The sequence below is a fragment of the Starkeya sp. ORNL1 genome, from assembly GCF_012971745.1.
Taxonomy (GTDB): domain Bacteria; phylum Pseudomonadota; class Alphaproteobacteria; order Rhizobiales; family Xanthobacteraceae; genus Ancylobacter.
This window is the reverse complement of record NZ_CP048834.1, coordinates 4,625,370-4,647,466: the sequence shown is the minus strand read 5'-3', so window position 1 is coordinate 4,647,466 and position 22,097 is coordinate 4,625,370. Positions and strand designations below refer to the sequence as shown.

Sequence of the window (22,097 nt, the reverse complement as noted above, 5' to 3'; positions counted from 1 at the left end):
GGCTCCGGATGTCAGGCGCAGGCAACGATGTCTATCTGATCGACCGTCAGCTCGGCGTGCGCACGCTGCGCGACACCCTCAACGATGACATGTCGCCGCTTGACGCGGCGCGGATCGACACAGCGCAATTCGACCCAGCAATTCGGGTCGACCCGGCGGACGGCGTAAACAACTCGATGCGGTCCGCCCGCATGCGCCGGCGCCCCACCGCGGTCGTCGCCACCAGCGAGCCCGCGCTTCCGCTGACGACGGATGGCATGCTCAATCCGGGCACGCTCTACCCGGCGTCCGACGGCTCCGCCGTCATGTTCTCGCTCCCCACCTACCAGCCCCTGACAATTGACGGGCGCCATGCCACGCGACTGAAATGGCGCCGTCCTGAGGACGATCCGAACGGCCCGATTGCCTTCCTCACGGTGGCGCTGCGCGGCGTCCTGCCCGCCGCACCGGCCGGCACGACCTTGCGCGAGATCGAGCATCAGGCGCTGGCCCGGCTGATCCACAACGTCCAGGTTGCCGGCGGCACCGACCCGAACGCCATGACCGAAATGGCGATAGAGCTCGGTGTACTGGCGCCGCGCCCGGACGGCGGCCGCGACGTGATGCTGTCGATCCACGACAAGCCGGTGTTCGACCAGCTCTGGCAGGCGCTCACCGATCCTAAGGCGCAGGCGCGCATCGAGCTTCGGTGCCTCGCCGCCGCCGGGCGGCGGTCCTGGCGCCAGGTGGTGCTCCATCGCTATGGCGTGCACGAGCAGGCCTCGCTCCTGGTCGACAAGAACCTCGTCGTCGCGCAGATGGTCGAGCCGAAGAAGCCGGATCCCGCGGCACTCGCGCTCGGCATGCGACGGCTCGCGATCGAGGAGACCGCGATCGCGCCCCATGTGCTGGTTGCGCAGCCGCAACTACTGGTCACTCCGCCCAACCCTGCGCTCCTGGGCGTCGCCCCGGAGACCGCCATTCGTCCGGCGGCGCTGCGCCAGGCCGATCTGGTGCGTCGGCTCCGCGTCAGGCCTCCGGCGGCACCGCAAGTGACGCCGGCCCCCGCTCGGCCAATCCGGGCGATCGGTCGACGCCCGCGCCCCCGGCCGGCCCCGCCTGCGCAGCCGGCGCCGCCGTCGGCCGCGGCACGGAACTGGCGCCGGGAATGGATGAGGCGGCGGAGGCGGTTGCTGCAGCAGGGCGACCTCACGGTGAAGGACAAGCCGGGGGTGCCGCCCGTCGTCATCACCGACCCCAAGCAGCAGCCGGCGCTGATGCGCATCAACGTCACCGCGACGCAGATCGTCGGTGCCTTCACCTTCGATCCGCAGGTCAATGCCTACATGTTCGACGTGCCGGGCGACCTGCGCCCAACGGTGAGCCACATCCTGCTGCGTGCCGAGTTCGATGCCGGTGGCGGCCGCGCGCCGGTGGTTTACTACCAGGACAGCGCCTTCCCCGACCGGTATTATTACGAGCCGCAGGAATTCCGCATCCCGCGGGCGCTGACCCCGCCCTATCTGCCGCAGATTCGACTCGCCTTCTTCGAGGTGGTCAGCAGTGACGGCGAGGGGGACGACGACGCCACCATCAATTATCGCGTGCGCCTCGCCTATCGCGCGGTACCCCATCTTGACGAGTTCCTGCTGGAGCAGTTGCGCGGCAAGCTGCGGGCGAACGGCCGCAGCGCGCAATTTTCCACGCTGATGCCGGGCAAGGCGCGGCTGCTGCTGCGCCTGCCCTCCGACGCCGACGCCGACCGCATCGCCGAGGCCGAGCAGGCCGATGCGGACGTCACCCTCGATGATGGCATTGTCGACGAGTTCGAGTTGTCCCCCGCCGGGCTGGCGGCGGTGGTCGCCATGCTGCAGACCGGTGGTATTGCCGGGCGGGTCGAAGCCGCGCTGATCGGCTCTGACGTCACCAGCATCCCGGTCCGGCTATCGCTGCGCGAGACCTCCGGGCCGATGCTCGGGCGCGCCTTCCGCGGGCCGGTCGGCGACGGCAAGGTCCGGGTGGCGCTGCAGAACCGGCTGGAGAGCACCGTCACCATCGCCGAGCTCTATCGCTCTCCCGCCGGCTCCGCCGTGGCCTACCCCGAGGCGCTCCCCGGCCAGCACATCCCGCCGGGTGGATCGATCGACCTCGATTATCGCATCGTCCCGCCGGATGCCGACGTCGTCGACCTCGACCCGCTGCTGCTGGCCGTAGTCGACGCCGATCTCGCCGCCTTGCTGCCGCGGCTGATGACCAACCAGGGCTATTCGTCGGACACCTTCGAGGTCGAGGTCTCGACCGACCCGGCTTATTTCGGCGTGGTGCCGCCCGGCGGCGCCGAACCGCTCAGCGGGCTGCGGGTGGAGTTCGAGAACGACACCACGGCGACGCTCGATGCTGCCGGGCCATCCGAACGCGCCAGGCTGCGCATCCCCATCCTCGGCTGGCTGCTGAAGCAGCCCGATGCGACGCGCTACCGTTACCGCGTCGTCAACCGTGTCGGGCCTGCGGACGCGGCGCGTGACGGTGCGGCTTCGCCCTGGATGGAGGGCGCCGGCGCCCTTGTCGTCGCTCCGGTGGAGGCCTGACATGCTGGTGTTCGCCCCGCCGCCCGCCGATTGTCCGCTCGCGCCCGGCGCCGGCTTCCCGGACCATGCCGATCCGGGCCAGTTGCATTGCCTGCCGACCGGCCTGCGCCCCGGCCGTGATGCCGACGGCACGCCGCGCTTCTTCCTGGTACGCTATCGCGACAGCGTGAGCGGCGCGGCTGGCGGCATCGTGCAGGTCGAACTCGCGGCCCGGTTTCCTGACGATGCCGAGAAACAGGCGGCGCTGGCCCGGGGCTGGACGCTGCGGCCGATCGGCTTTCACACCGCCCGCGCCCGGCTCGAGGGCTGGTCGACCATCCTCGCCGATGTCGGCGTGCTCGGACCCTGGACCGAAGCCTTCCCGACCGGCGACGTGCTATTCGCCGAGCGCTGCGGGCTTGACCCGAAAGCGCTGCAACTGCTCGACACCCTCCTGAAAGCGGGCGCGCAAGGCGGCGTCAAGGTGGCGGTCGAGGCACAGTATGATGGCCTCGGCCCATGCTGGCCGGTCTTGCTGGGAGCCGACCTCGAAGCGCTGGCTGCCGCCATCCTCCTCGGGACGCCCGCCGCTTCGGGTGCCGGCGTGACCGCGGACGAAGTCGCAGCGGCGCTGCTCTCCCTGCCGCGCCAGCCCGGCATCGCCGATCGCCTCGGCCCGGTCACAGTCCGCGCGCTCGACGGCAATGCCCTCCCCGACGCCGATGCGCTGCTGGCGGAGCTTGCCGGCCGCCTGCTCGGCGACCTCCTGGTCCCGGTGGCGGACGACGACCCGTGGCGCGAGCGGCGCTGGCGCCTCAAGGAAGGCATGGCAGGCCAATGGAACTGGGACCTCTCGATTCCGCGCCGGACGCGCGCCGTCTGGCGCGGTTCATGGTCCGCGGCCGAGCTGTTCGCTGGAATGGGGGTGGAAGAGCGCAAGCGGCATTTCCCCGCCTTGCCGGCGCTGGCGCCGTTCGCGCCGGTGGCGGTGACCGTGGTAGCGGCAATGCCGCTCGATCCGCGCTTTGTCCGCGGGCTGCGGGTGTCGGTCGAGACCACCGGACCCGGCGGCGTGCCGGAGCGCCGCAGCTTCGCCTTTCCCGGCCGCTCGACGGTGGAGCGCTTCACCGCCTTCTATCCCGCGCTCACCAGCGCCTTCGTGCTGGCCGCGAGCGTCACCGCCACGCTCGCCGCCGTCCCGGGCGCTACGACGCCCTGGCCGCGTCCGCTGCCCGCCCGCGCGGTGCCGGTAGTCGGCTCGCTCGTTGAGATCACCCCGGAACTGGCCGGCTTCGGCCTCACCGTCATCAGCGTCGAGCCCGCCGTGTTCGAGCGCGCGGAAACGGTGCGGGCTAGCTTGCGCCGTGGCGAAAACCTGCTCGCTGAGGCGATATTGACGGCACAGGCGCCGTCCGGCGCGCCGGCCTATCCGCTGGCGGAGCCTCCACCGACGCTGACAGTTACGGCGGAGCGGCGAACCGCGTCCGGCACGCAGGCGTTCCTCATCTATCAGGGCGAAGCGCCGCCCGCTTTCATCGTGCCGACTTCCGCGCTGGAGGTGCTGGAGCCGGTGACGGTGGCGGTGACGCTCGATCCGGCGAGTGCAGCAGGCGCGGCCTTCGTCGCCGTTACGCTCGCCGATCCAAGCGGGCGCACGCGGCTGGTTCCGCTCATACCCGGCGCTTCGACGACATGGGCTTGTTGGCCGGCTTCGGTGTTCGACCCCCTCGCTTATCGCGTCCAGGTCCAGCACGTCCCACTGCTCGCCGACGGCTCGACCGCGCCGGTCATCATCGGCCCCTGGCAGGACGCCAGCAGCGCCGCGCTGGTCATCACCCTTCCGTCCCAAGAGGCGGTGTCGTCATGAGCCGCGCGCCCGCCTACCGACCGCGAGGAGGCCGCCCATGCTGACGGTTCCGGCCCGAGATCGCATCGGCGACCTCACCATCTATGGCGACGACACCGAGTTTTTCCGGTTTTATGCGCTGCCTACCGCGCCGCGGCTTCGGCTCGATGCCGACGGCGATCCGGTGTTCCTGCTGGTCGCCTATGCGGGCGAGGCCGTCGCGCCAGGCCAGCCGGCGAGCGGTGGCGGCTACATCGCCTTCGACACCGCCTTCGAGGCGCTTCCCGCCGAGGTGGAAGCGCTGAAGTCCTCGCTCCAACCTCTGGTCGACGCTGAATGGGAGCGGCTGCGCGCCGGCACCGCCGACGAGAAGGCGCGTCCGGGAGTGGCCGGCACCGTCGCCCCGCCGCGGGTCGAACTCTCGACCCCGACCTTCATAGATGGCGGGGTGAAGATGAACGCCCCGCAATCGGCGAGCCTCGTCACCGGGCGCGTCGCCGAGGGCGAGGCCTCGCTGCTCACCGGCAACATCGCCAGCTTCTCGCTCGACCTGACGCCCGCAGGCGCCTCCTTCATGGAGAGCACCCTCGTCGGCAACCCCGCCGACGGCGCCGGCCAGAGCGACGAGACACCGATCCAGGTCGCCTATGACCTAACCTTCTGGGCACGCCTGCCACCGGCGCGCATCCATCTCGAGGTCGATGGCGAGCGCATGCACTCCTATGTCGAGCAGCAGATCCGCGGCCGCGGCGTCAATAGCTGCACCGGTCGGCAGTTGGAGGACGCCAACGTCGACGAGGAGAGCCTCACCATGTCGGGGGCCGTCACGGTGCAGATCGACACCGGCTCCGGCTCGATCTCCGACGAGGTGGTGGCGGAGCTGCGCGCCTATGCCTTCGACGTGCTGAAGCAGCTGGTGGCCTCAACCTTCTTCACCGCCGAAGGCGAGCCGCCCCCAGCCCCCGCGGCATCGACCGCCGCGGCGAAGCCGACGACGCGGCTTCTTCTGCGACGGCGGCGCTATGGCACCCGACGCGTCGTCGCCCGTTCGCTCGACAAAAAGACCATGTCGATCAAGCTGGACCTCGAACAGCGCAGCGTGGTGCCGTGGTCAATCCACCCTACCGGCACGCTGCAGACTCTGCTCGGTGGCGACCCGGCGGCGCGAGCCCGCCATGTGCGTAGGATCCGCGTCGACGATCCATTCTTCGCCACCTTGCAGGTCTCGATCCAGGTCTTCACCGCCTTCCAGGACATCGACCACGCCGAGGTCGAGATTGAATATGAGGCGTCGGATGAGAACGGCGTGGTGCGCCGCGCCTCGACGGCGCCGAGCTTCACCACTTCGGCACCGATAGTGTGGAGCACGCCCGTCATCGGCGGCGAACGGCGTTATCGCTGGCGCTACCGCTCCGTGCTGAAGGGCGGGCGCGCCACCGAATTCAGCCCGTGGGAGACCCGGCAGGCGCCGCAACTCATCGTCTCCATTGTCTCGCCCGGGCGGCTCAGCGTCGAGGTGCTGGCCGGCGCCATCGACTTCAAGGAGTTGGTCAGCCAGGTGCAGGTGCGCCTCGCCTATGAGGACGCCGCCAACGGCGTGCCGCGCGCTGAGTCGGTCGTGCTGCTCACCGCCGAAAAGCCGCGCGGCAGCTATGAGCGCGTGATCGACGCGCCGCAGGCCGGCCCTCTCATGAGCCGGCTTCGTTTCGACCTGAGGTCGGGCGACGTTGTCGAGGAGAGCGAGTGGCACGCGGTCGAGGGGCCGCAGCTTCTCGTCAACCAGCCGACCGAATCCGTGTTGCGGGTGAGCCTGCTCCCGGCCGGCGATGGCTGGGCCGAGGTCGCCCAGGCATGGGTGAACCTGCGCTACGAGGATCCGGCGAACGGCATCGCCGTCAACGACATGTTCACGCTCAAGGGACTCGACAGCTTCGCCACCTGGCAGGTGTATCTGAAGGATCGCGAGAAGCGGAACTATCGCTTCCAGTGGCAGGCCTCGTTCAAGGGCGGCCAGTTCATCCGGCGTGACTGGCAGGACAATCCGGGCGACCCGCTGCTGCCCATCACGGTGAAGCTGCCCGGCATCCGGCTGATGGTTACCGCCGACGCTCTCGACTTGGCCGCCTGCCCGCTCACCGAGGTCACGATCACCCACGACATCCCCGGCGGGAAGCAGAAGACGTTGATCTTCAACGGCAAGACAGCGCAGTTCTGGGATGTCGAGGCGCCGGAGGGCGCGCCCGTCGCCTTCCGCTACACCGTCACCCACTTCCCGGTCGACCGCGACCCGGTGGTGCTGCCGGAGCGGCGCGAGACCGACACCATCATCGTGCTGCCACTCTACCGCGCAGTGGCCGCGGGCCAGCTCCAGGTCCAATTGCTGGCGCAGCTGGTCGATTTCAACGTCACCCCGATCGTCGCGGTCGACCTGCGCTACGAGGACGCCGAATACGACCTCGACCTGCGCCAGTCCTTCACCTTCAACGACGGCGAGCGCGCCGCCGCCTGGCGGGTAGCGACGCGCGATGCCTCACGCATCGGCTTCACCTACCGCACTACCTATTTCCTCGCCGACGGCACCGAGAAGGCGGGCGACTGGATGCAGTCGACCATCCCCCGCGTGGTCGTTCCCAGATACCAAGCCCATTGATGAAGAAGAACGGCAGAAGAGTTCGAGGAGACGCGCATGCTGAAGCTTCCCGCCTGGAGGACCTTCAACGAGCACCGGGTCACCGCCTATCAGGACGACACGATGTTCTGGAAGTTCTACCTGATCCCGAACTACGTCACGATCCGCACCGACGAGGACGGCAAGCCGATCTTCCTGCTGGTGGCGTTTGCCTTTGGCGACCAGGACCGCGAGGAGAAGCCGGACCTGCCGCGCGGCGGCGGATACATGGTGCTCGATGTCGAGATGCGGGTGGAGCCCGCCGCCGAGAAGGCGATCACCACTGCCCTGCAGAAGGACGTCGACCAGCTCTGGAACCAGCTCAAGGCGCTCGCCGACGCCGCCCGCAAGGATGTGCGCGGCTACCGCATCACCAGCCGGCACAATCTGCCGAACCTCTCCACCAACGTCTCGCTGGGCGTCGACGACGTGCTGCTCGGGCTCGGGCCGGAAGGGCCGACCGCCCCGCCCGGCAACGCCCCGCCCAAGGTGATCCTTTCCGATCCGACCTGGACCTCCGGCACCTTCCGCGTCTCGGCGCCACAGAGCCAGCTCCTCGTCACAAACCGGTTGGCCGAGGGCGCGGTCTCGCTGGTCGGTACCAATGTCGCCTCGGCCAATCTCGATCTCACCTCGATGGGCGCCGACTTCATGGTGCAGACGCTGGTCGACCCGGACAATACCGGTGCCACCGATCTGACGCCGATCCAGGTCACCTACAACATGAAGTTCGCCGCCCGCGTGCCTCCGGTGAAGGTGCATGCCAGCGCCAATACCCGCGAGGTCTATACGGCGGTGAAGGGCATCTTCCACAATTACGAGGGCGGCGGCTGCGACGAGGACACCATGTCCCACTCGGAGCAGAACATGCAGATGGCGATCTCCTCCGGGCTGATCGACATCAAGGTTGATGTCGGGTTTCCCGGCACGCCGGACGACCTCGTCACCCAGATGCGACAGGACGCGGTGAAGGCGATCCAGGATGCGCTGGCCGCCCGCCTCGCCAGCAAGAAGCAGCCAGCTGCGCCACCGGCGGATGACCCCACCAAGGATTTCGTCAACAAGGAAAGCGACATCTATTTCCTCAAGACGGAATCCAGCGTCGACTTTTCGACCTTCGTCTATGACGAGGAGCTCAGCACCGTCCGCGAGTCCGCAATCAATCCACAGGGCACGCTGCAAGGCTTCCTGAAGGGGCTCTCCGCCAGCGAAGTCAAACAGTATGTCCGCAAGATCACGCTCGACGACCCGTTCTTCCAGACCCTCAATCTGAAAGCCTATGTGTTCGGCATCGATTGGGACAAGGATCCTGTCGACGCCGTGCAGGTCGAGTTCAAATATGACGGCGTGGACGAGAACAACCGCCCGGACTCCAAATCGACCGCCGCCAATTTCACGAAGGACGTCAAGGAGTTCAAATGGGATCCGAGCCTGATCGGGGCCAAGCGCGAATACAGCTATCGATGGCGGGTGATCTATAAGGGCGGCACCACCAGCGCCTGGACCCAGTTCGAGCGCTCCTCGACGAACCGCCTGTCCATAGCGGTGCGCGCGCCAGGCAAGATCGAGATCAAGCTGCGCGCCGGCAATATCGACTTCGCCAACATCACCAAGACGGTACAGGTCGAGCTGGAATACGAGGATTCCTCGCAGGGTGTCACAAAGGAGACCTCGGCCTTCATCCTCGACGGCTCGGCGGCCGAGCAGGTCTATACGCGCTGGATCTTCGTGCCCCGCACCAAGCCGGTGCGCTACCGTGCCCGCTTCTTCCTGAAGAACGACCAGACGGTCGAAACCCGCTGGGCAGAGACCACCTCGAACCAGTTGCTCATCAACGAGCCGCGCTCGGAGAACCGGTTGGACGTGCAAATCCTTCCGACTGGCCGGTGGAAGCGCGTGGTGCAGTCGGTGGTCAATATCAACTATGCGGACCCGCGCAACAGCGTCTCCGCCGAAGGCGTGTTTCGGCTCAAGGCGGTGGACGAGTTCAAGACCTGGAGTGCGTATCTGGCCGACGGCGCGCCGCGCAAGTTCCAGTACATGATCACCACCTCGTACGATGACGGATCGCTCGATAAGACCAGCTGGATCTCGGCGGAGGGCGACCAGCCGCTGGTAATCGGTGCCAAGGAGCCGGCCGAGCTCAATGTCGACGTCCTGCCGATGCTGCTCGACTTCAAGACCACGCCGATCGTCGAGGTGGGCCTTGCCTACGAGGACCCCGCCAACGGTATCAACGAGAGTGAAACCTTCGCCTTCACCTCGCCTGAGAAGCAGAGCTGGGTGCTGCCGATCCGCAATCCGGGCAAGAAGGATTTCAAGGTCCGCATCACCTATAACGGCAATGACGGCCGGGTCGTCGAGGTGCCGGAATTCGTCTCGCCCGACGAGAAGGTGACGGTGCAGAAGCTGCTTGTCCCGGAGGTCGCCTGCCTCATGGTGCCCAAGCTGGTCGACTTCGTCGCCACTCCGGTGGTCGAGGTCAATATCCACTATGCCGACCCACCGCGAGGCGTCGACACCACCGAGACCTTCACCTTTACAGAGCCGAAGGAGCAGCAGTTCCGGCTGCGTACCGACGCCGCCGGCCCCAAGACCTTCGACGTCGAGGTCACCTATTATCTTACCAACGGCCAAGTGGTGACCCGCGCCCCGGTGCCGATGAACCGTTCGCAGATCGTAGTGCCCAAATACGTCGCGACAGCGTGAGGGCGCAGCCATGCTTTACCTCTCGCCGCCCTTCTTCGAGATCGAAGGCGTCGTCGTTGCCACTGATTACGGCGACCCGCGCCAGTTCTGGTATTACCCGAACCGACCGCACCTCGCGGTCGATGACGGCCATCCGGCGATCCGGCTCCTGGTGCTGCGCGAGGACCTCTCCGACATCGCCCCCGACGACGACACGGTGACGTCGTTCCTGATCTTCGACACCGTGCTCTCCTGGCCCGAGGAGACTCTGAAGAAGGTGGCGCGCAAGCTCCAGCAGGACATGCGACTGGACGAGGAGCCGCGCCTGTCGCCGCTGCTGTTCCGCTCCGGCACCGTCAATCTCACCTTCCTCGACCGCAAGAGCGCGCCGCCTGGCGCCCCTGTCCCGGCGGCGGGCGACCCGCCGCCGGCGGACGAGTGGGTCAGCGTCATCAGTGCGCCGGCCTCGCCCTCGCTCTATGGCGACAACCGCGCGATCTTCAGCGTCGCGCTGACAGCAAGGGCGACGAAGCTGTTCTACGGCTCGTTCGAGGGCTTCATCCCGGCCGGCGTCGTCTACGACCTCAAGTATGTCGGCATGCAGCGCGCCTTCAACATCACAGCCAAGGTCGACTGGGAGTTCACCTACAACTATATTCGCGAATATGAAGAAGACCGCTTCCTCTTCTACAGCGACGAGATGGAGAAGATCGTCGAGAAGCTGGAGGAGAAGAAGAAGATCGAATTCAAGGTGGTGACCGAGGGCGTCGACGACGAGGGCATGCAGGCCCAGCGCGACGAAGTGCGAAAGCTGCTCCAGCAGTTGGTCTTCGAGAAGTTCTTCGAACCCAAGATCAATCCGAAGGAACTGCTCGACAAGGACGTGCCGGGTTCGATCGTGTCGTTGCTGAAGGGCGCCCGCGATGCCGTCTCGCCGATCCACTTCGGCGCCTCCAAGCGCACGCTGGACGTCAGCCAGGTGCGCAAGTTCGAAGCCGACTACACGATGATGCATGCGGTGGAGCGCTCGATTGCGCCCCAGGGCCATCTCAGCGTGTTCTGGGAAGATCTCGGCATCACCAAGGACGACGTCGTTACGATCGTCAACGGCAATGACGCGCTGTGGCGCACCGTCCGGCTGCAGATGCTGGCGGTGGCCGATTTCAGCCCGGCATCGGTGGCGCAAATCACCGTCGACATCCTCTACGGCCCGCTGGTCGGTGGCCGGCTGGCGCCGGACGCACGGCTGTTCGGCGCCGTGCTGACCAAGGAGAGCCCGAAGGCAACGGTACGCGATTGGTTCGATCCAGCGGTCGGCACCAGCTTCCACTACCGTTTCACGGTCGCCTTCCAGCCGCAGGCGGTGGCGGGACCCGATGTACTGCTGACTTCGCCTTGGATCGAATCCAGCAGTACAGACATCACCATCAATCCGGAGACGCTTTACCGCACCCGCTCGCTGGCGTTCCAGCGCTCGCGCCTGCTCGACAAGGCTACCTTCCCCGAGGTCGTGGTGCATCTGCGCTACCGCGATCCCGCCTCCGGCTGGGAGTACGAGAATTCCGAGGTGCTCGACGAGCAGAAACCGAACTGGACGGCAGCGCTGCGCATCCCGGTATCGGCGCCAAAGAGCGTACAGTACCAGCTCAGCTATCCCCGCCAGGGCGCCGATACCCTGGTCACCGCCTGGGAGGAAACCTCCTCCGACATGGTGCTGGTCGGCGATCCGCGCGACAATCTGTTCCTCGTCGACATCATGGTCGGCGACCGCACGGGGCTGGAGCAGATCCTCCTCAAGCTCGAATATTCCGACGAGGAGAACGACATCTTCGAGAGCGCCTCGGTGCGCATCTCGAAGGAGACCGTCAATGGCGAGCACAAATGGCAGTTCTTCCGGGCAAGGCCGGAGCGTACCCGCTACCGCTACCAGCAGACCATACTGAAATCCGACGGCGAACCGGTGCAGACCGGCTGGATCGAGACCGATGCCGGTACCCTCGTCATCGGCGAGCGCTACGCCAAGGAATGGACGATACGCCCCGAGGTGGTGGGCCCGCCGCTCGCCGCCGCCGGCATCGAGACCATCCGGCTGCGCATCGCCTATGAGGACACCGCCAACAATTACCGGGAAGCAAAGGACTTCGCCTTCACCGCCCTGGGCCCCGGCGCGCCGCTGGCGCTGAAGCTGCGCAATCCGGCGGCTCGCGACTACACCTATGACGTGCGCTACGTGATGAACAACGGCTTCGAGCGCAAGCTCGGTCCGATTTCGTCGCGCGACACCTTCCTCGTCATCTCCTCCGTGCCGCCGCAGTCATGAACGCGATACGCACAATGCCGGTCGAAGCCGCCAGCAGCGGGCCGCGCGACCTGCTCTGGCTTTCCGCGCTGCTCGCCGGCCTCGGGCCGCAGGCGCGCGCAGCACGGGCGGCGCTCGCCGGCGGCGAGGGCCCCGAGGCCCGGGCGCGGACCTGCATCGACGGCGGCTCGCCGGCGCTTATTGCCGTGCACGCGCCCGGCCGGCGCACCTGGGAAGCCCATGTGATGGAGCCGGACGCGGGCGACGGCGAACGGCGCAGCTGGCATGGCATGCGCTGGGCGCCGGGTGGTAAGCACCAGGCCCTGCACCGCACGCTCTACCGCTCGCGGCGCGGCGATGCGGCGGTCGCGGCGCGCCATGCCGCCGCCGCGCACGGGCCGCAGGCGCTGGAGCACTTCGAGCGCTTCCATGCCCGGCTCGGCCCGTCGGGACTGATCTATTCGGTCGGGACCGATCCGGAGGATGGCGGCGGTCCGCGCGTCGCCTGGCAGCTCGACCGGCACGTCGATGCCGCCGCCCTGGTCGAAGGCCTCCTCGACCTCGCCGACTGGCGGCAGGCGGTCGCCGCCATCGGGGCGGTACAGGGCATCGATTTCGTCCGCGGCGCCGGTCCGTGGAGCATCTCCATCGCCCCGGCGGCGCCGCAGCGCGGCGTGCGCATCGGCTCGACCCGCTGGGCGCGCGCCGTGGACGATGCAGAGAAGCGCCGCCGCTTCGCGGCCTGGATCGGCGGTCTCGGCGGCGACGGCGCCTATGCCGCCGGCCTCTACCAGCTTCTCGACGAGGCGCGGCCGCAGGGCAGCCTCGAGTCCATCGGCCGGGCCGTCGAGGTCGACCTCGCCGCGGGCTCCGTCATCGCTGCGCGTGCCTATCTCGCGGTGCCGCGCGCCCCGCACCCGCGTCCGCCGGCGTCCGCCGGCCTGTCCGAGAGGAGCGAGCTATGCCTTGGGTGAGGATGCATCCGTTCATAGCGAACTGGCCGGGCGGCGGCGGGCCGCCGGTGTTCGAAATCACCAGCGACGGCAATGGCGAGGCAGTGGTCGAGCTTGCCTGGGATCCGCAGGCGCTGGCCAATCCCGGCAGCTATCCCGATCCAGACGGGCTGCGTTACTACAGCACCGACGTCGCCTTCAGCGCCTCGGTGGTCCGCGACCGAGGCGGCGCCATGAGCGTCAATGTCCCGTCGCAGCGCATCACGCTGCAGGCCAACCGCGCCAGCTTCGCAATTCCGCAGGCGCTTTGGGATGGCTATGTCGAGGAATCGCTGAAGTCGCTGAATTCTCCGCCGACCACCACCTTCTCGCGCAACATCTATTACCGGGTGCGGGTGACGCCGCCGGGCAGCGCTACGGCGGAGGTCTGGCCCTCCGACGCCGTACTCGGCGCGCAGAACGCCACCGCCCCGCCGCCGGCCAGCGGCGTGCTGCGCAGCTCCGCCAGCGGCGCGCCGCATATCGGCATCCTGCCGATCAGCGCCAGCGCCGCCTCCCGCGTCGTGCCTGACACTGCCGCGGTGCAGGCCATGGGCGGGCCGCCCTTCGTGCCCAACCTATGGTCCACCGTCCTGACAGCGATCTGGAATGGGCTGCCGGAGAACGACCCCAGCCGGATGTCGCTCGCCACGGTGTTTGCCCACCCGGTCTTCGCGGGCGCCACCACGGCGATCCGGGCCGACATCCTCAAGCTCTGGCTGTTCGGCGGCAAGTCGCGCACGCAGATCCCGCGACTGCTCTCCCGGCAGGTGGTGACCGGCAGCAATGTCCTGACCCCGGTCATCGCCAAGCGGGCGCTGAAGGGCGGCAAGACCCTGGTGCCGCTGCTGCTGGATCTTTCTGTCATCAATGTCCATCCGGACATCGGCATCCGCACGCGCGAGGACATCATCGACGATGTCGTGCGCGAGATCCTCGATCCGAATGGCCAGGTGAACCAGGGCGGCGCCGGCACCTGCGTGCCGACCTCGATCCAGACCATGCTCATCACCATCAACCCGGCGGAATATGTCCGGCTGCAGATCGGCTGGCTCAGCACCGCCGGCCGCGCCGAACTGGCCAATGGCGCGACCGCGGACGTGCCACCCGGTATCTTCCAGATCGCGCGCTATGTCGGGCCTACCGGCTCGCCGACCAATGTCAGCTTCCTGTTCCGCACCTACGCCGAGATGGCGTTCCAGGGCGCGATCCTGAAGGTGGGCCAGGGCTCGGCGTTTCCGGCCCATGACGGTTCGGAGGCCAGTACGCAGGCCATCTTCACCCATGTCTACAAGGGCGGTCTCGGATCGACCCAAACCCAGACGGCGCTCGCCGCCATCTTCAACACCCCGTTCAAGCTCTCGGGGATAGCCTGGCCGACCACGCTGCCGAACTTCGCCATGCTCCAGCAGTCGCTGAGGATCGGGCTCGTCGCCGACCTCGCTGCGAAGCAGCAGCAGATATTGTTCGCCATCTATTGGGGCGTGCCACCGCAGACGCCGGTGCCGCCGATGGTCGTGCCGGCGAACTTCTTCGGTTCCCATGCAGTGCTGGCGATGCGGCACGAAGGCGGCCGGATGTTCTACAAGAACCCGCAATATGCCGGCTCCACTCCAGTGCCCGGCACCGTGAACGGCGGCAACGGCACCAACCCGCCACGCCGCTACGAGGATATCACCGGCTCGCTGGAATCGATGACCGACGGCGACCTGGACCTGTGGATGTACTGGTACCTCACCCCCGACACCGCGCTGATCTGAGGAGATGGACCATGTTGTATCTGGACCAGCCTATCGGCACCATCGAAGGCCTCGCCATCTTCCGGGACCACGCCGACGACAGCCTTTTCTACTATGCGTCCGAGCGGCCGCGGCTCGCGCGCAACGACGGCGTGCCGGAACTGGTGTTCCTGGTCTATCAGCGGGACATCACCGATAACCCCAACCTCACGCCCGACGCCAAGCAGCAACTCGGCGGCGGCTTCCTCGCCTTCACCGTCGACCTGTCGGTAGACCAGGGGCAACTCGATGAGGTGAAGAAGAAGCTCGCCGCGTTCGCCGGCGGCACCGTCAAGCTTGCCGCGGTGCCGTACCGCAAAGGCACGGTGCGCCTCTCCATCACCAAGGACGTCGCCGAGGCGCCGGGCAGCACGGAGGCGCCCGGCCAGATGTTCTTCGAGGAGATCTACGGCACCACCAAGCCGTCGCTGATCGGCGACAACCGCGCCACCTTCGGCGTCAGGCTCGACCATGAGGGCGCGCTGCTGATGGAGGCTGCGCTGAAATCCGGCATCAGTCCGATCGGCGTCATCTACGAGTTGGAGTATCTCGGGCTGCGGCCGGCTTTCAACGTCAAGATCACCGCCGACTACAAGCGCATCTACGATCATCTGGAGATGCAGTTCGGGGTGCGCGGCGGCGTCGGGCCGATCTCGGCCGCCATCGATATCGGCCTTGCCTGGCAGGAGTTGCGCGACAATGGCTCGGTTCGCGTCGAGGTGGTCAACTTCACCGACGACGAGAATTTCCGCAAGCAGGCGGAAGCCGCCTTCGACTGGTTCAAGACCGAACTGCTGCGCGACTTCTTCAAGTCCTCTCTGGAGCCGCCTGCCTTCATGAAGCAGGGCCAGTCGGCCGGGCTGCTCGGCTCGCTGCAATCGCTGCTGGGGCCGTTGGCGCAAGGCCAGCAGGGCACGCCGGCGCCGGTGCGCGGCCCGCCGACCAACCTCGCCCCGACCGTCGCCCCGCCGCCGACGAGCCTCGATTCCGGCGTGCAGGGCACCGCCGAGCAGAACCGCGCCGCAACCCCGTCCCCGGCCGCCCAGACGCCGACCGGCACCCCTGCCGCAGCCGGCGCCCCATTCGGCGTCCAGGTCGGCTTCACCTTGCGCAAATACCATCAGGAGGAACTGAAAACCCGCGAGTTCGAATACTCAATGCAGGCGGCGGTGGCGCGTGAAGCCGCGCCGCAGGGCCTGTTTTCCACCATGTCGCAGGGCCTCGACCTAGGCCGCGCCATCAAGCGGGTGCGGCTCGACGACGATTTCTTCAAGCGTATCAACGCCACCGTCACCCAGGTTGCCGACCTCGCAGCGGAGAAGATCGCCGCGGTGACGGTGAACTTCGAGTATCCCGGGGAGCGCCCACCCGGCGTGCCGCCGACCACGGTGCAAGGCTTCACCTTCACCGCGCTGGCTAACACGCCGCGAAACTTCGTCTCGCCGCTCGATCGCAACCTCGACCTTCGCTACCGCTACAAGGTCGCGGTCGACTTCGCATCCGACAGCCAATGGGAAGGCAACGAGCCGCATTTCGAATCCGGCTGGGTGCTCACCTCCTCGCAGGCTCCCGACATCAATCCGTTCCAGGCGCTCGACCGGCTGCAGGTCGACATCGTCGCCACCAAGGACCTGGTGAAGGCCGGCATCGAGCAGACGCAGATCGAGCTCGATTATGACGATCCCACCGCCGGCATGCGGGCGACGCGCACCGTGGTGCTGACCGCTGACCAGCCTTCCTTCATCTGGCGGCTACGCTTTGCAGAGGGCCAGAGCAAGACCTTCCGCTACCGCATCACCTATTTCCTGCCGAACAATGTGCGCTACCGCACCGACTGGGTAGCGAGCGAGCCGATCACGACCGAATCCGCCTCGGTGGTGGTCAACAGCCCGTTCCAGGGCCAGCTCGCGCTGCGCGTCATTCCCGTGCTCGATCCGCTGCAGATCATCGAGGCTACGGTCGATCTCGTCTATACCGACTCTGCCAACGGCTTCGAGCAGCGCCGGCAGGTGGTGTTCACCGGCGGCCAGGCCTTCGCCGGCCAGGCCGTCAACCTGCCGACCATTGCCTCCAGCCCGGACGGGCTGACGGCGACGACCACCATCGTGCGCATGGATGGCTCGACCTTTATCGGCGAACCGGTGCCGGTGCGCGATCGCGTCCTCGTCTCGGACGGCCTCGGCGAAACTCGACGCATCCAGGTCGAGTTGACCGGCACTGACTTCAACGCCGCCGGTCTCGTCGCCGCCCGCGTACGACTGCGCGGTCCGGGCGAAACGCCGGACGAAGCGGACGTGATCTTCCGGCCAAGTGACTTTGCGGCGAAGACCGTGGCGCTGGTGCAGCCGATAGACGGACCGTTTCGCTATAGCTACGCCGTCGAGGGCTATACCCGAGACGGCGTGCCGAGGGCCGGCGCGCACGGCGAAAGCGGCGACCTGAGGCTGTTCGTGGGGCTGCCGAGCTGACGTTGCTTCTGGTCGGACGAAGACCTCCGAACTGCTGGTCGTCGCTCCAGCTCAGCGCGTTGGAGCGAGCGACCGACTATGGATGCCTCCTTTCGGGACGCCGTGTCCGATAAAGGCATTTCCCGCCCCGCGCTGTTTCTGTTCCGAGGCCAACAGAGCGCAGGTTCAGGCCAACATCGAGGCCAACGAATTAGCGAGATGCACTGATCGGAATTGAGCGGATATGAGACTGGAGGAGACGAATGCTCGCGGTTTTCTCTAGTAGCATCAACCGCATATGATGCAATTCTAGGCGCGCTGACACTGCCTGATATGGAGGAACTGGTGCCGCGGAAGGGATTCGAACCCCCGACCCACGCATTACGAATGCGTTGCTCTACCAGCTGAGCTACCGCGGCGCCGCGCCACCTGATAAACGCGAAGGCCTGTTTTTTCAAGCGCGGCGCGGCCGACCACCGCAGATACCTCGCTGCGGGCTCGCGGCGACACCCGGCCAGTGCTTCGACGATCGACAGCGTCGAGACCGTGCCGGCGGCCGACCCGATCGCCGCCGAACTCGCTGTCGGCGCCGGGCAGGATCTCTACAAGATCCGCAAGATATAGCTGGACGACGAGCGGCCGTTGCCTTCCGCGCCGGTGACGCTGCTGACCCGCAGCGCCGCGACCTTTGGCTGCCGCTCTATCGTGCGCTCGAAGGGGTCTACGGCTTACCGCCGGAAAGCGCCGACGAGACCATCGTCTTCATTATCGCCGACGTGTGCCGAGACGCTGCGGGTGCCGCTCGGCCACCCGCTGATCCTGGTCGAGCGCATCGTCTATCTCGCCAATGGCCAGCCGGCCTACAGCTCCCGCGCCTATTACCGGGCGGACAGCGTCCAGTTCCGGCGTCGGATCCAGCGCGGCCGGGCCGACAAGGTCATTCGCGCCGCCGCCGAATAGGCGAACGACCTCCGCTCAGCCCCACGGCCCCCGCCGCGTGCCGGCGTCAGTGCCCCAGGCACCGCTGCGCGGCGCACTGGTCGGCTGGGCGCTGGTGCCGCCCCAATTGCCATCGCCGGCGCCCATCTGCTGGGCCAGCGCGCGCAGCGCGGCGATGCGGTTCTCGGTGGCGGGATGGGTAGAGAACAGATTGTCCATGCGCTCGCCGGACAAGGGGTTAATGATGAACATGTGGGCGGTGGCCGGATTGTGCTCGGCTTCCATGTTCGGCACCTGATGGGCGGCATTGGAGATCTTGGCCAACGCTGAGGCCAGCCACATCGGCTGGCCGCAGATCTGCGCGCCGAGCTTGTCAGCCTCATATTCGCGCGAACGCGAGATCGCCATCTGCACCACCATCGCGGCGAGCGGGGCGAGGACCATCATCACGATGGTGCCGATGGCGCCGAACGGTCGATTGTTGTCGCGCCCGCCGAAGAACATGCCGAAATTCGCCAGCATCGAGATGGCGCCCGCCAGGGTCGCGGTGATGGTCATGGTCAGCGTGTCATGGTTCTTGATGTGCGCCAGCTCATGCGCCATCACGCCGGCCACCTCCTCGCGCGACAGCGAATTCAACAGGCCGGTGGTCGCCGCCACCGCCGCATTCTGCGGGTTGCGGCCGGTGGCGAAGGCATTGGGCTGCGGGTTGTCCATGATGAAGACGCGCGGCATCGGCAATTGCGCGCGCCCCGCCAGTTCCTCGATCATGCCGACGAATTCCGGCGCCGAATTGCGGTCGACCTGCCGGGCGCCGTACATCGACAGCACCATCTTGTCGGAGTTCCAGTAGCTGAAGATGTTCATGCCGGCGGCGACGACCAGCGCGATCATCATGCCGCTGCGCCCGCCCAGCAGGAAGCCGACGGCCATGAACAGCGCCGTCATGCCCGCCAGCAGGATCGCCGTGCGAAAATAGTTCATCGGTCCCTCCGGCCGCCCCATGCCGATTGGCGCGGCTTGCGGACTAGGATGGGAAGCGCCGCCGCCTTCCGCAAGGTAGCCTCGCGCGGAGTTGGCCCCGCCGGCCACGCTCCGAACCTTTCGTACTCTTGACGAACGGGTGCCCGCAATGGTTCCAATCAGCCATGGCCGAGAACCGCACCGCCGATAAATCCGAACCCGCCGCGCCGAAGCCCCGCCCGCTCTCGCCCGCGGCACGGCGCGCCATTGCCGAGGCCGAAGAGCGCCGCGCCCAGCGTGCGGCCGAGGAAGGCATAGCGCAGAAGGAAATCAATGGCCGAGGCGGCCCGGAGCCGGTGCGCTATGGCGACTGGGAAGTGAAGGGCATCGCCTCGGATTTTTGAGGGCGTTCGGCTGCAGCATCCTTCGAGGCCCGCCCATGGCGGGCGCCTCAGGATGGCGTCGCGTGTAAAAGAACCACGTCATCCTGAGGTGCGAGCGCAGCGAGCCTCGAAGGATGCTCAAGCAAGGCGACCTGCCCCCTCACTCCCCCCGAAACACCGGCTCGCGCTTCTCGGCGAAGGCGGCGATCGCTTCTTGACGGTCCTTCGTCGAGGCCGTGCGCTCATAGGCGTCGAGCTCGATGCGAAAGCCGGTGGCGAGGTCCACCTCGCCGGCAACGGAAAGCGCCTTCTTCGCCTGCCGCACCGCGACCGGAGCGGCGCTGGCGATGGCCCCGGCCACAGCGATTGTGGCTTCCAGCAATTCGGCGGCCGGGAGCACCTTGTTGAGGATGCCCCATTCGTAGGCCTCAGCCGCTGAGAAGGCGGCGCCGGTGAGGATCAGTTCCTTGGCGCGGCGCACGCCGCAGGCCCGCGGCAGGGTCTGGGTGCCGCCGGCGCCGGGCGAGATGGCGCGCTTGACCTCGGGAAGCGAGAAGGTCGCGCTCTCCGCGCCATAGGCGAAATCCACCGCCAGCACGATCTCGCAGCCGCCCCCCACCGCCGCGCCATTTACAGCGGCGATGATCGGAAAAGGCGAATCGACCAGTTGGCGGATCAGTTGCTCCATCAACGCACGGCGCCGGCGTATCGCTTCCGGGGTCGCGGTCCGAATCTCCTTCATGTCGCCGCCAGAGCAGAACACCCGCTCGCCGGCCCCGGTGAGCACGACGCAGCGCGTCGGGCCGGCATCGATGGCAAGCGCGGACAACAGGCCGGTGAGCTCGGTGACCATGGCAAGATCGACGGCATTGCCCACCGCCGGCCGGTTCAGGGTCACTACCAGAACATGCTCGCGCTGCTCGACCAGCAGCGTCTCATGGGAAGTCGTCACGGCTGTTCTCCGGCCATTCTCAGTTAAACGTTTCACTCCAGGTGGAGCCTTTCAATGAAGCAGTTTCATTGACACGTCCAAGGAAATGTGGAGTTTTCGGAAAACGATTAATCCGCCGCTTCGCCGACTGCCTCGCCTCGCGCGCGGCCCGCAGGAACGGTGCGCCGAAGGCCCGACATGCTCAGCAACGGCAGCCATCCGCACGGCACGGCGCAGCCTGGAACCACAGCGCCCGCCCCGAACCGGACCTCCGGAAACTGGGCGTTGCTGTTCGCCACCATGTTCCCGCAGACCATCATGTCGCTGGTGGTGATGACCCCGCCGGTGGTCGCCGACCGGGTAATCGCCGCCGTCCATCTGCCGGCGGAGGCGACCGGGCTCTATGCCACGCTGAACTACAGCTTCATCGCGGTCGGCACGCTGTGCTCGGCCAGCCTGATCGGTCGGCTGGGACCATTGCGGCTCAGCTTCGCGTGCATCGCCGCCGGCGGCTTCACGATGGCGCTGTTCGGCATGGCATCGCTGGCGAGCGTGCTCATCGCCACCGCCTGCATGGGCCTGTGCTACGGGCCGCTGACGCCCGCCAGCCAGCAGGCCATTGCCGGCCAGGGCCCGATCCCGAACCTCGCCCTGTTCCTGTCCATCCGCCAGACCGCGGTGCCGCTCGGCGGCGTGCTGGCCGGGCTGCTGATCCCGCCGCTGGTGGTGGCGTTCGGCCTGACCAGCGCGATGCTGATCGCTGGCGCCGCCATAACCCTGGGCGCGGTTACCACCGGGACCGCGCTCGCCATCGTGCGCAAGGAGGCGCCGCCACAGCACGTGCCGCGCGCGCCGGGCCTGTTCGCGCCGCTGCGCCTGATACTGAGCGCCCGCCATCTGCTCGGGCTCTGCTTCGCCTCCACCATCTACGGCGCGATGCAGCTGATCGTGAGCTCCCTGCTGGTCGTCTTCCTGATGGCCGAGCTCGGCCGCGACCTGATCCTCGCCGGCATCATGCTCGGCGTCAGCCAGGCCGCCGCCGTCGTCGGCCGCATTGCCTGGGGCTTCATCGCCGACCGCTTCAACGCGTTGCGCCTGACGCTCGGCATCATCGGGCTGATCATGGCGCTGGCCTGCATCCTCACCGGCCTGCTCACGCCGGCCACGCCGAACTGGGTCATCGGAGCGGTGGTGTTCGTGCTCGGCGGCACCGCCAGCGGCTGGAACGGCGTGTTCCTTGCCAATCTGATGCGCGAGGTGGAACCGGCGCAGGCCGGCTTCGCGGCGAGCGGGGCGCTGCTGTTCTCCTATCTCGGCATCGTGCTCGGCCCGCCGCTGTTCGGTGCGCTGGCGCTTCTCATCGGCTTCTCCAATGCGTTCCTGGCGCTCTCGCTGGTGGCCCTGGGCGGCTCCGCGCTGTGCTGGTCGCCAAGGCGCTGATCGAGCGTCGGCCTCACAACAAGTCGACATAAATTTCAATCTGCCGCTTGTGCGAACACCCCACAATGTTCGCGAATGCGTTCTAATCGCTTGTCTTGCAACAAATGCGTCGATACCGAGCATGCGCGAAGTGTCGACCGGCCTCTTGACCGCGATGAATTAATGTCGACACTATTG

At 67.2% G+C, this 22,097-nt stretch carries 13 protein-coding genes and 1 tRNA gene; 11 read left to right on the top strand and 3 right to left on the bottom strand.

Annotated elements, in window-relative coordinates; all coding sequences use genetic code 11:
* Nucleotides 1-8: 8 nt before the first annotated feature.
* From G3545_RS22020 to G3545_RS21985, 8 genes are read left to right on the top strand one after another with little or no spacing between them, the layout of a single operon-like run.
* Nucleotides 9-2,567 (top strand): hypothetical protein, encoded by a 2,559-nt coding sequence (locus G3545_RS22020; protein WP_170015686.1) that lies wholly within the window; start codon nt 9-11, stop codon nt 2,565-2,567.
* A 1-nt stretch (nt 2,568) separates the two neighbouring features.
* Nucleotides 2,569-4,413, top strand: coding sequence for a hypothetical protein (locus G3545_RS22015; protein ID WP_170015684.1), 1,845 nt, complete (start codon nt 2,569-2,571; stop codon nt 4,411-4,413).
* A gap of 37 nt (nt 4,414-4,450) precedes the next feature.
* Complete coding sequence (locus G3545_RS22010; protein WP_170015682.1) at nt 4,451-7,042, top strand: hypothetical protein; 2,592 nt, start codon at nt 4,451-4,453, stop codon at nt 7,040-7,042.
* Nucleotides 7,043-7,078: 36 nt separating this feature from the next.
* The gene (locus G3545_RS22005) at nt 7,079-9,769 is read left to right on the top strand and encodes a hypothetical protein (RefSeq protein WP_170015680.1); all 2,691 of its coding nucleotides are present in this window, start codon (nt 7,079-7,081) and stop codon (nt 9,767-9,769) included.
* Nucleotides 9,770-9,779: 10 nt separating this feature from the next.
* The gene (locus tag G3545_RS22000) at nt 9,780-12,068 is read left to right on the top strand and encodes a hypothetical protein (RefSeq protein ID WP_170015678.1); all 2,289 of its coding nucleotides are present in this window, start codon (nt 9,780-9,782) and stop codon (nt 12,066-12,068) included.
* A 14-nt stretch (nt 12,069-12,082) separates the two neighbouring features.
* Nucleotides 12,083-13,021, top strand: coding sequence for a hypothetical protein (locus tag G3545_RS21995; RefSeq protein ID WP_170015676.1), 939 nt, complete (start codon nt 12,083-12,085; stop codon nt 13,019-13,021).
* Nucleotides 13,009-14,799, top strand: coding sequence for a hypothetical protein (locus G3545_RS21990; protein ID WP_170015674.1), 1,791 nt, complete (start codon nt 13,009-13,011; stop codon nt 14,797-14,799). The genes G3545_RS21995 and G3545_RS21990 overlap by 13 nt, the downstream gene beginning before the upstream one ends.
* Before the next feature lie 11 nt (nt 14,800-14,810).
* Nucleotides 14,811-17,285, top strand: a complete 2,475-nt coding sequence (locus tag G3545_RS21985; protein WP_170015671.1) for a hypothetical protein — start codon at nt 14,811-14,813, stop codon at nt 17,283-17,285.
* Between the two features lie 322 nt (nt 17,286-17,607).
* On the opposite strand, the gene G3545_RS21980 is transcribed toward G3545_RS21985, so the two are convergent.
* Nucleotides 17,608-17,683 (bottom strand) — tRNA-Thr (locus tag G3545_RS21980).
* Between the two features lie 238 nt (nt 17,684-17,921).
* Between G3545_RS21980 and G3545_RS29925 the strand changes: the two genes are divergently transcribed.
* On the top strand, nt 17,922-18,224 hold the full coding sequence (locus tag G3545_RS29925) for a UTRA domain-containing protein (RefSeq protein WP_348644658.1): 303 nt from the start codon (nt 17,922-17,924) through the stop codon (nt 18,222-18,224).
* A gap of 15 nt (nt 18,225-18,239) precedes the next feature.
* Here G3545_RS29925 and htpX read toward each other — a convergent pair whose 3' ends face one another.
* Entirely contained in the window at nt 18,240-19,187 is a 948-nt protein-coding gene (htpX, locus tag G3545_RS21970; protein ID WP_170015667.1) for a zinc metalloprotease HtpX, read from the bottom strand.
* 164 nt (nt 19,188-19,351) lie between these two features.
* Between htpX and G3545_RS21965 the strand changes: the two genes are divergently transcribed.
* Nucleotides 19,352-19,570, top strand: coding sequence for a DUF1674 domain-containing protein (locus tag G3545_RS21965; protein WP_170015665.1), 219 nt, complete (start codon nt 19,352-19,354; stop codon nt 19,568-19,570).
* Nucleotides 19,571-19,709: 139 nt separating this feature from the next.
* Here G3545_RS21965 and G3545_RS21960 read toward each other — a convergent pair whose 3' ends face one another.
* Nucleotides 19,710-20,501 (bottom strand): enoyl-CoA hydratase-related protein, encoded by a 792-nt coding sequence (locus G3545_RS21960; RefSeq protein WP_170015663.1) that lies wholly within the window; start codon nt 20,499-20,501, stop codon nt 19,710-19,712.
* A gap of 177 nt (nt 20,502-20,678) precedes the next feature.
* Here G3545_RS21960 and G3545_RS21955 point away from each other — a divergent pair, with 177 nt between their 5' ends.
* Entirely contained in the window at nt 20,679-21,920 is a 1,242-nt protein-coding gene (locus G3545_RS21955) for an MFS transporter (RefSeq protein WP_170015661.1), read from the top strand.
* Nucleotides 21,921-22,097 lie beyond the last annotated feature (177 nt).

Coding starts and splice junctions, on each gene's coding strand:
- G3545_RS22020 (WP_170015686.1), top strand. CDS start 9: ATGTCAGGCGCAGGCAACGATGTCTATCTGATCGACCGTCAGCTCGGC.
- G3545_RS21955 (WP_170015661.1), top strand. CDS start 20,679: ATGCTCAGCAACGGCAGCCATCCGCACGGCACGGCGCAGCCTGGAACC.
- G3545_RS22005 (WP_170015680.1), top strand. CDS start 7,079: ATGCTGAAGCTTCCCGCCTGGAGGACCTTCAACGAGCACCGGGTCACC.
- G3545_RS21990 (WP_170015674.1), top strand. CDS start 13,009: ATGCCTTGGGTGAGGATGCATCCGTTCATAGCGAACTGGCCGGGCGGC.
- G3545_RS22010 (WP_170015682.1), top strand. CDS start 4,451: ATGCTGACGGTTCCGGCCCGAGATCGCATCGGCGACCTCACCATCTAT.
- G3545_RS21985 (WP_170015671.1), top strand. CDS start 14,811: ATGTTGTATCTGGACCAGCCTATCGGCACCATCGAAGGCCTCGCCATC.
- G3545_RS21995 (WP_170015676.1), top strand. CDS start 12,083: ATGCCGGTCGAAGCCGCCAGCAGCGGGCCGCGCGACCTGCTCTGGCTT.
- G3545_RS22000 (WP_170015678.1), top strand. CDS start 9,780: ATGCTTTACCTCTCGCCGCCCTTCTTCGAGATCGAAGGCGTCGTCGTT.
- G3545_RS21965 (WP_170015665.1), top strand. CDS start 19,352: ATGGCCGAGAACCGCACCGCCGATAAATCCGAACCCGCCGCGCCGAAG.
- htpX (WP_170015667.1), bottom strand. CDS start 19,187: ATGAACTATTTTCGCACGGCGATCCTGCTGGCGGGCATGACGGCGCTG.
- G3545_RS22015 (WP_170015684.1), top strand. CDS start 2,569: ATGCTGGTGTTCGCCCCGCCGCCCGCCGATTGTCCGCTCGCGCCCGGC.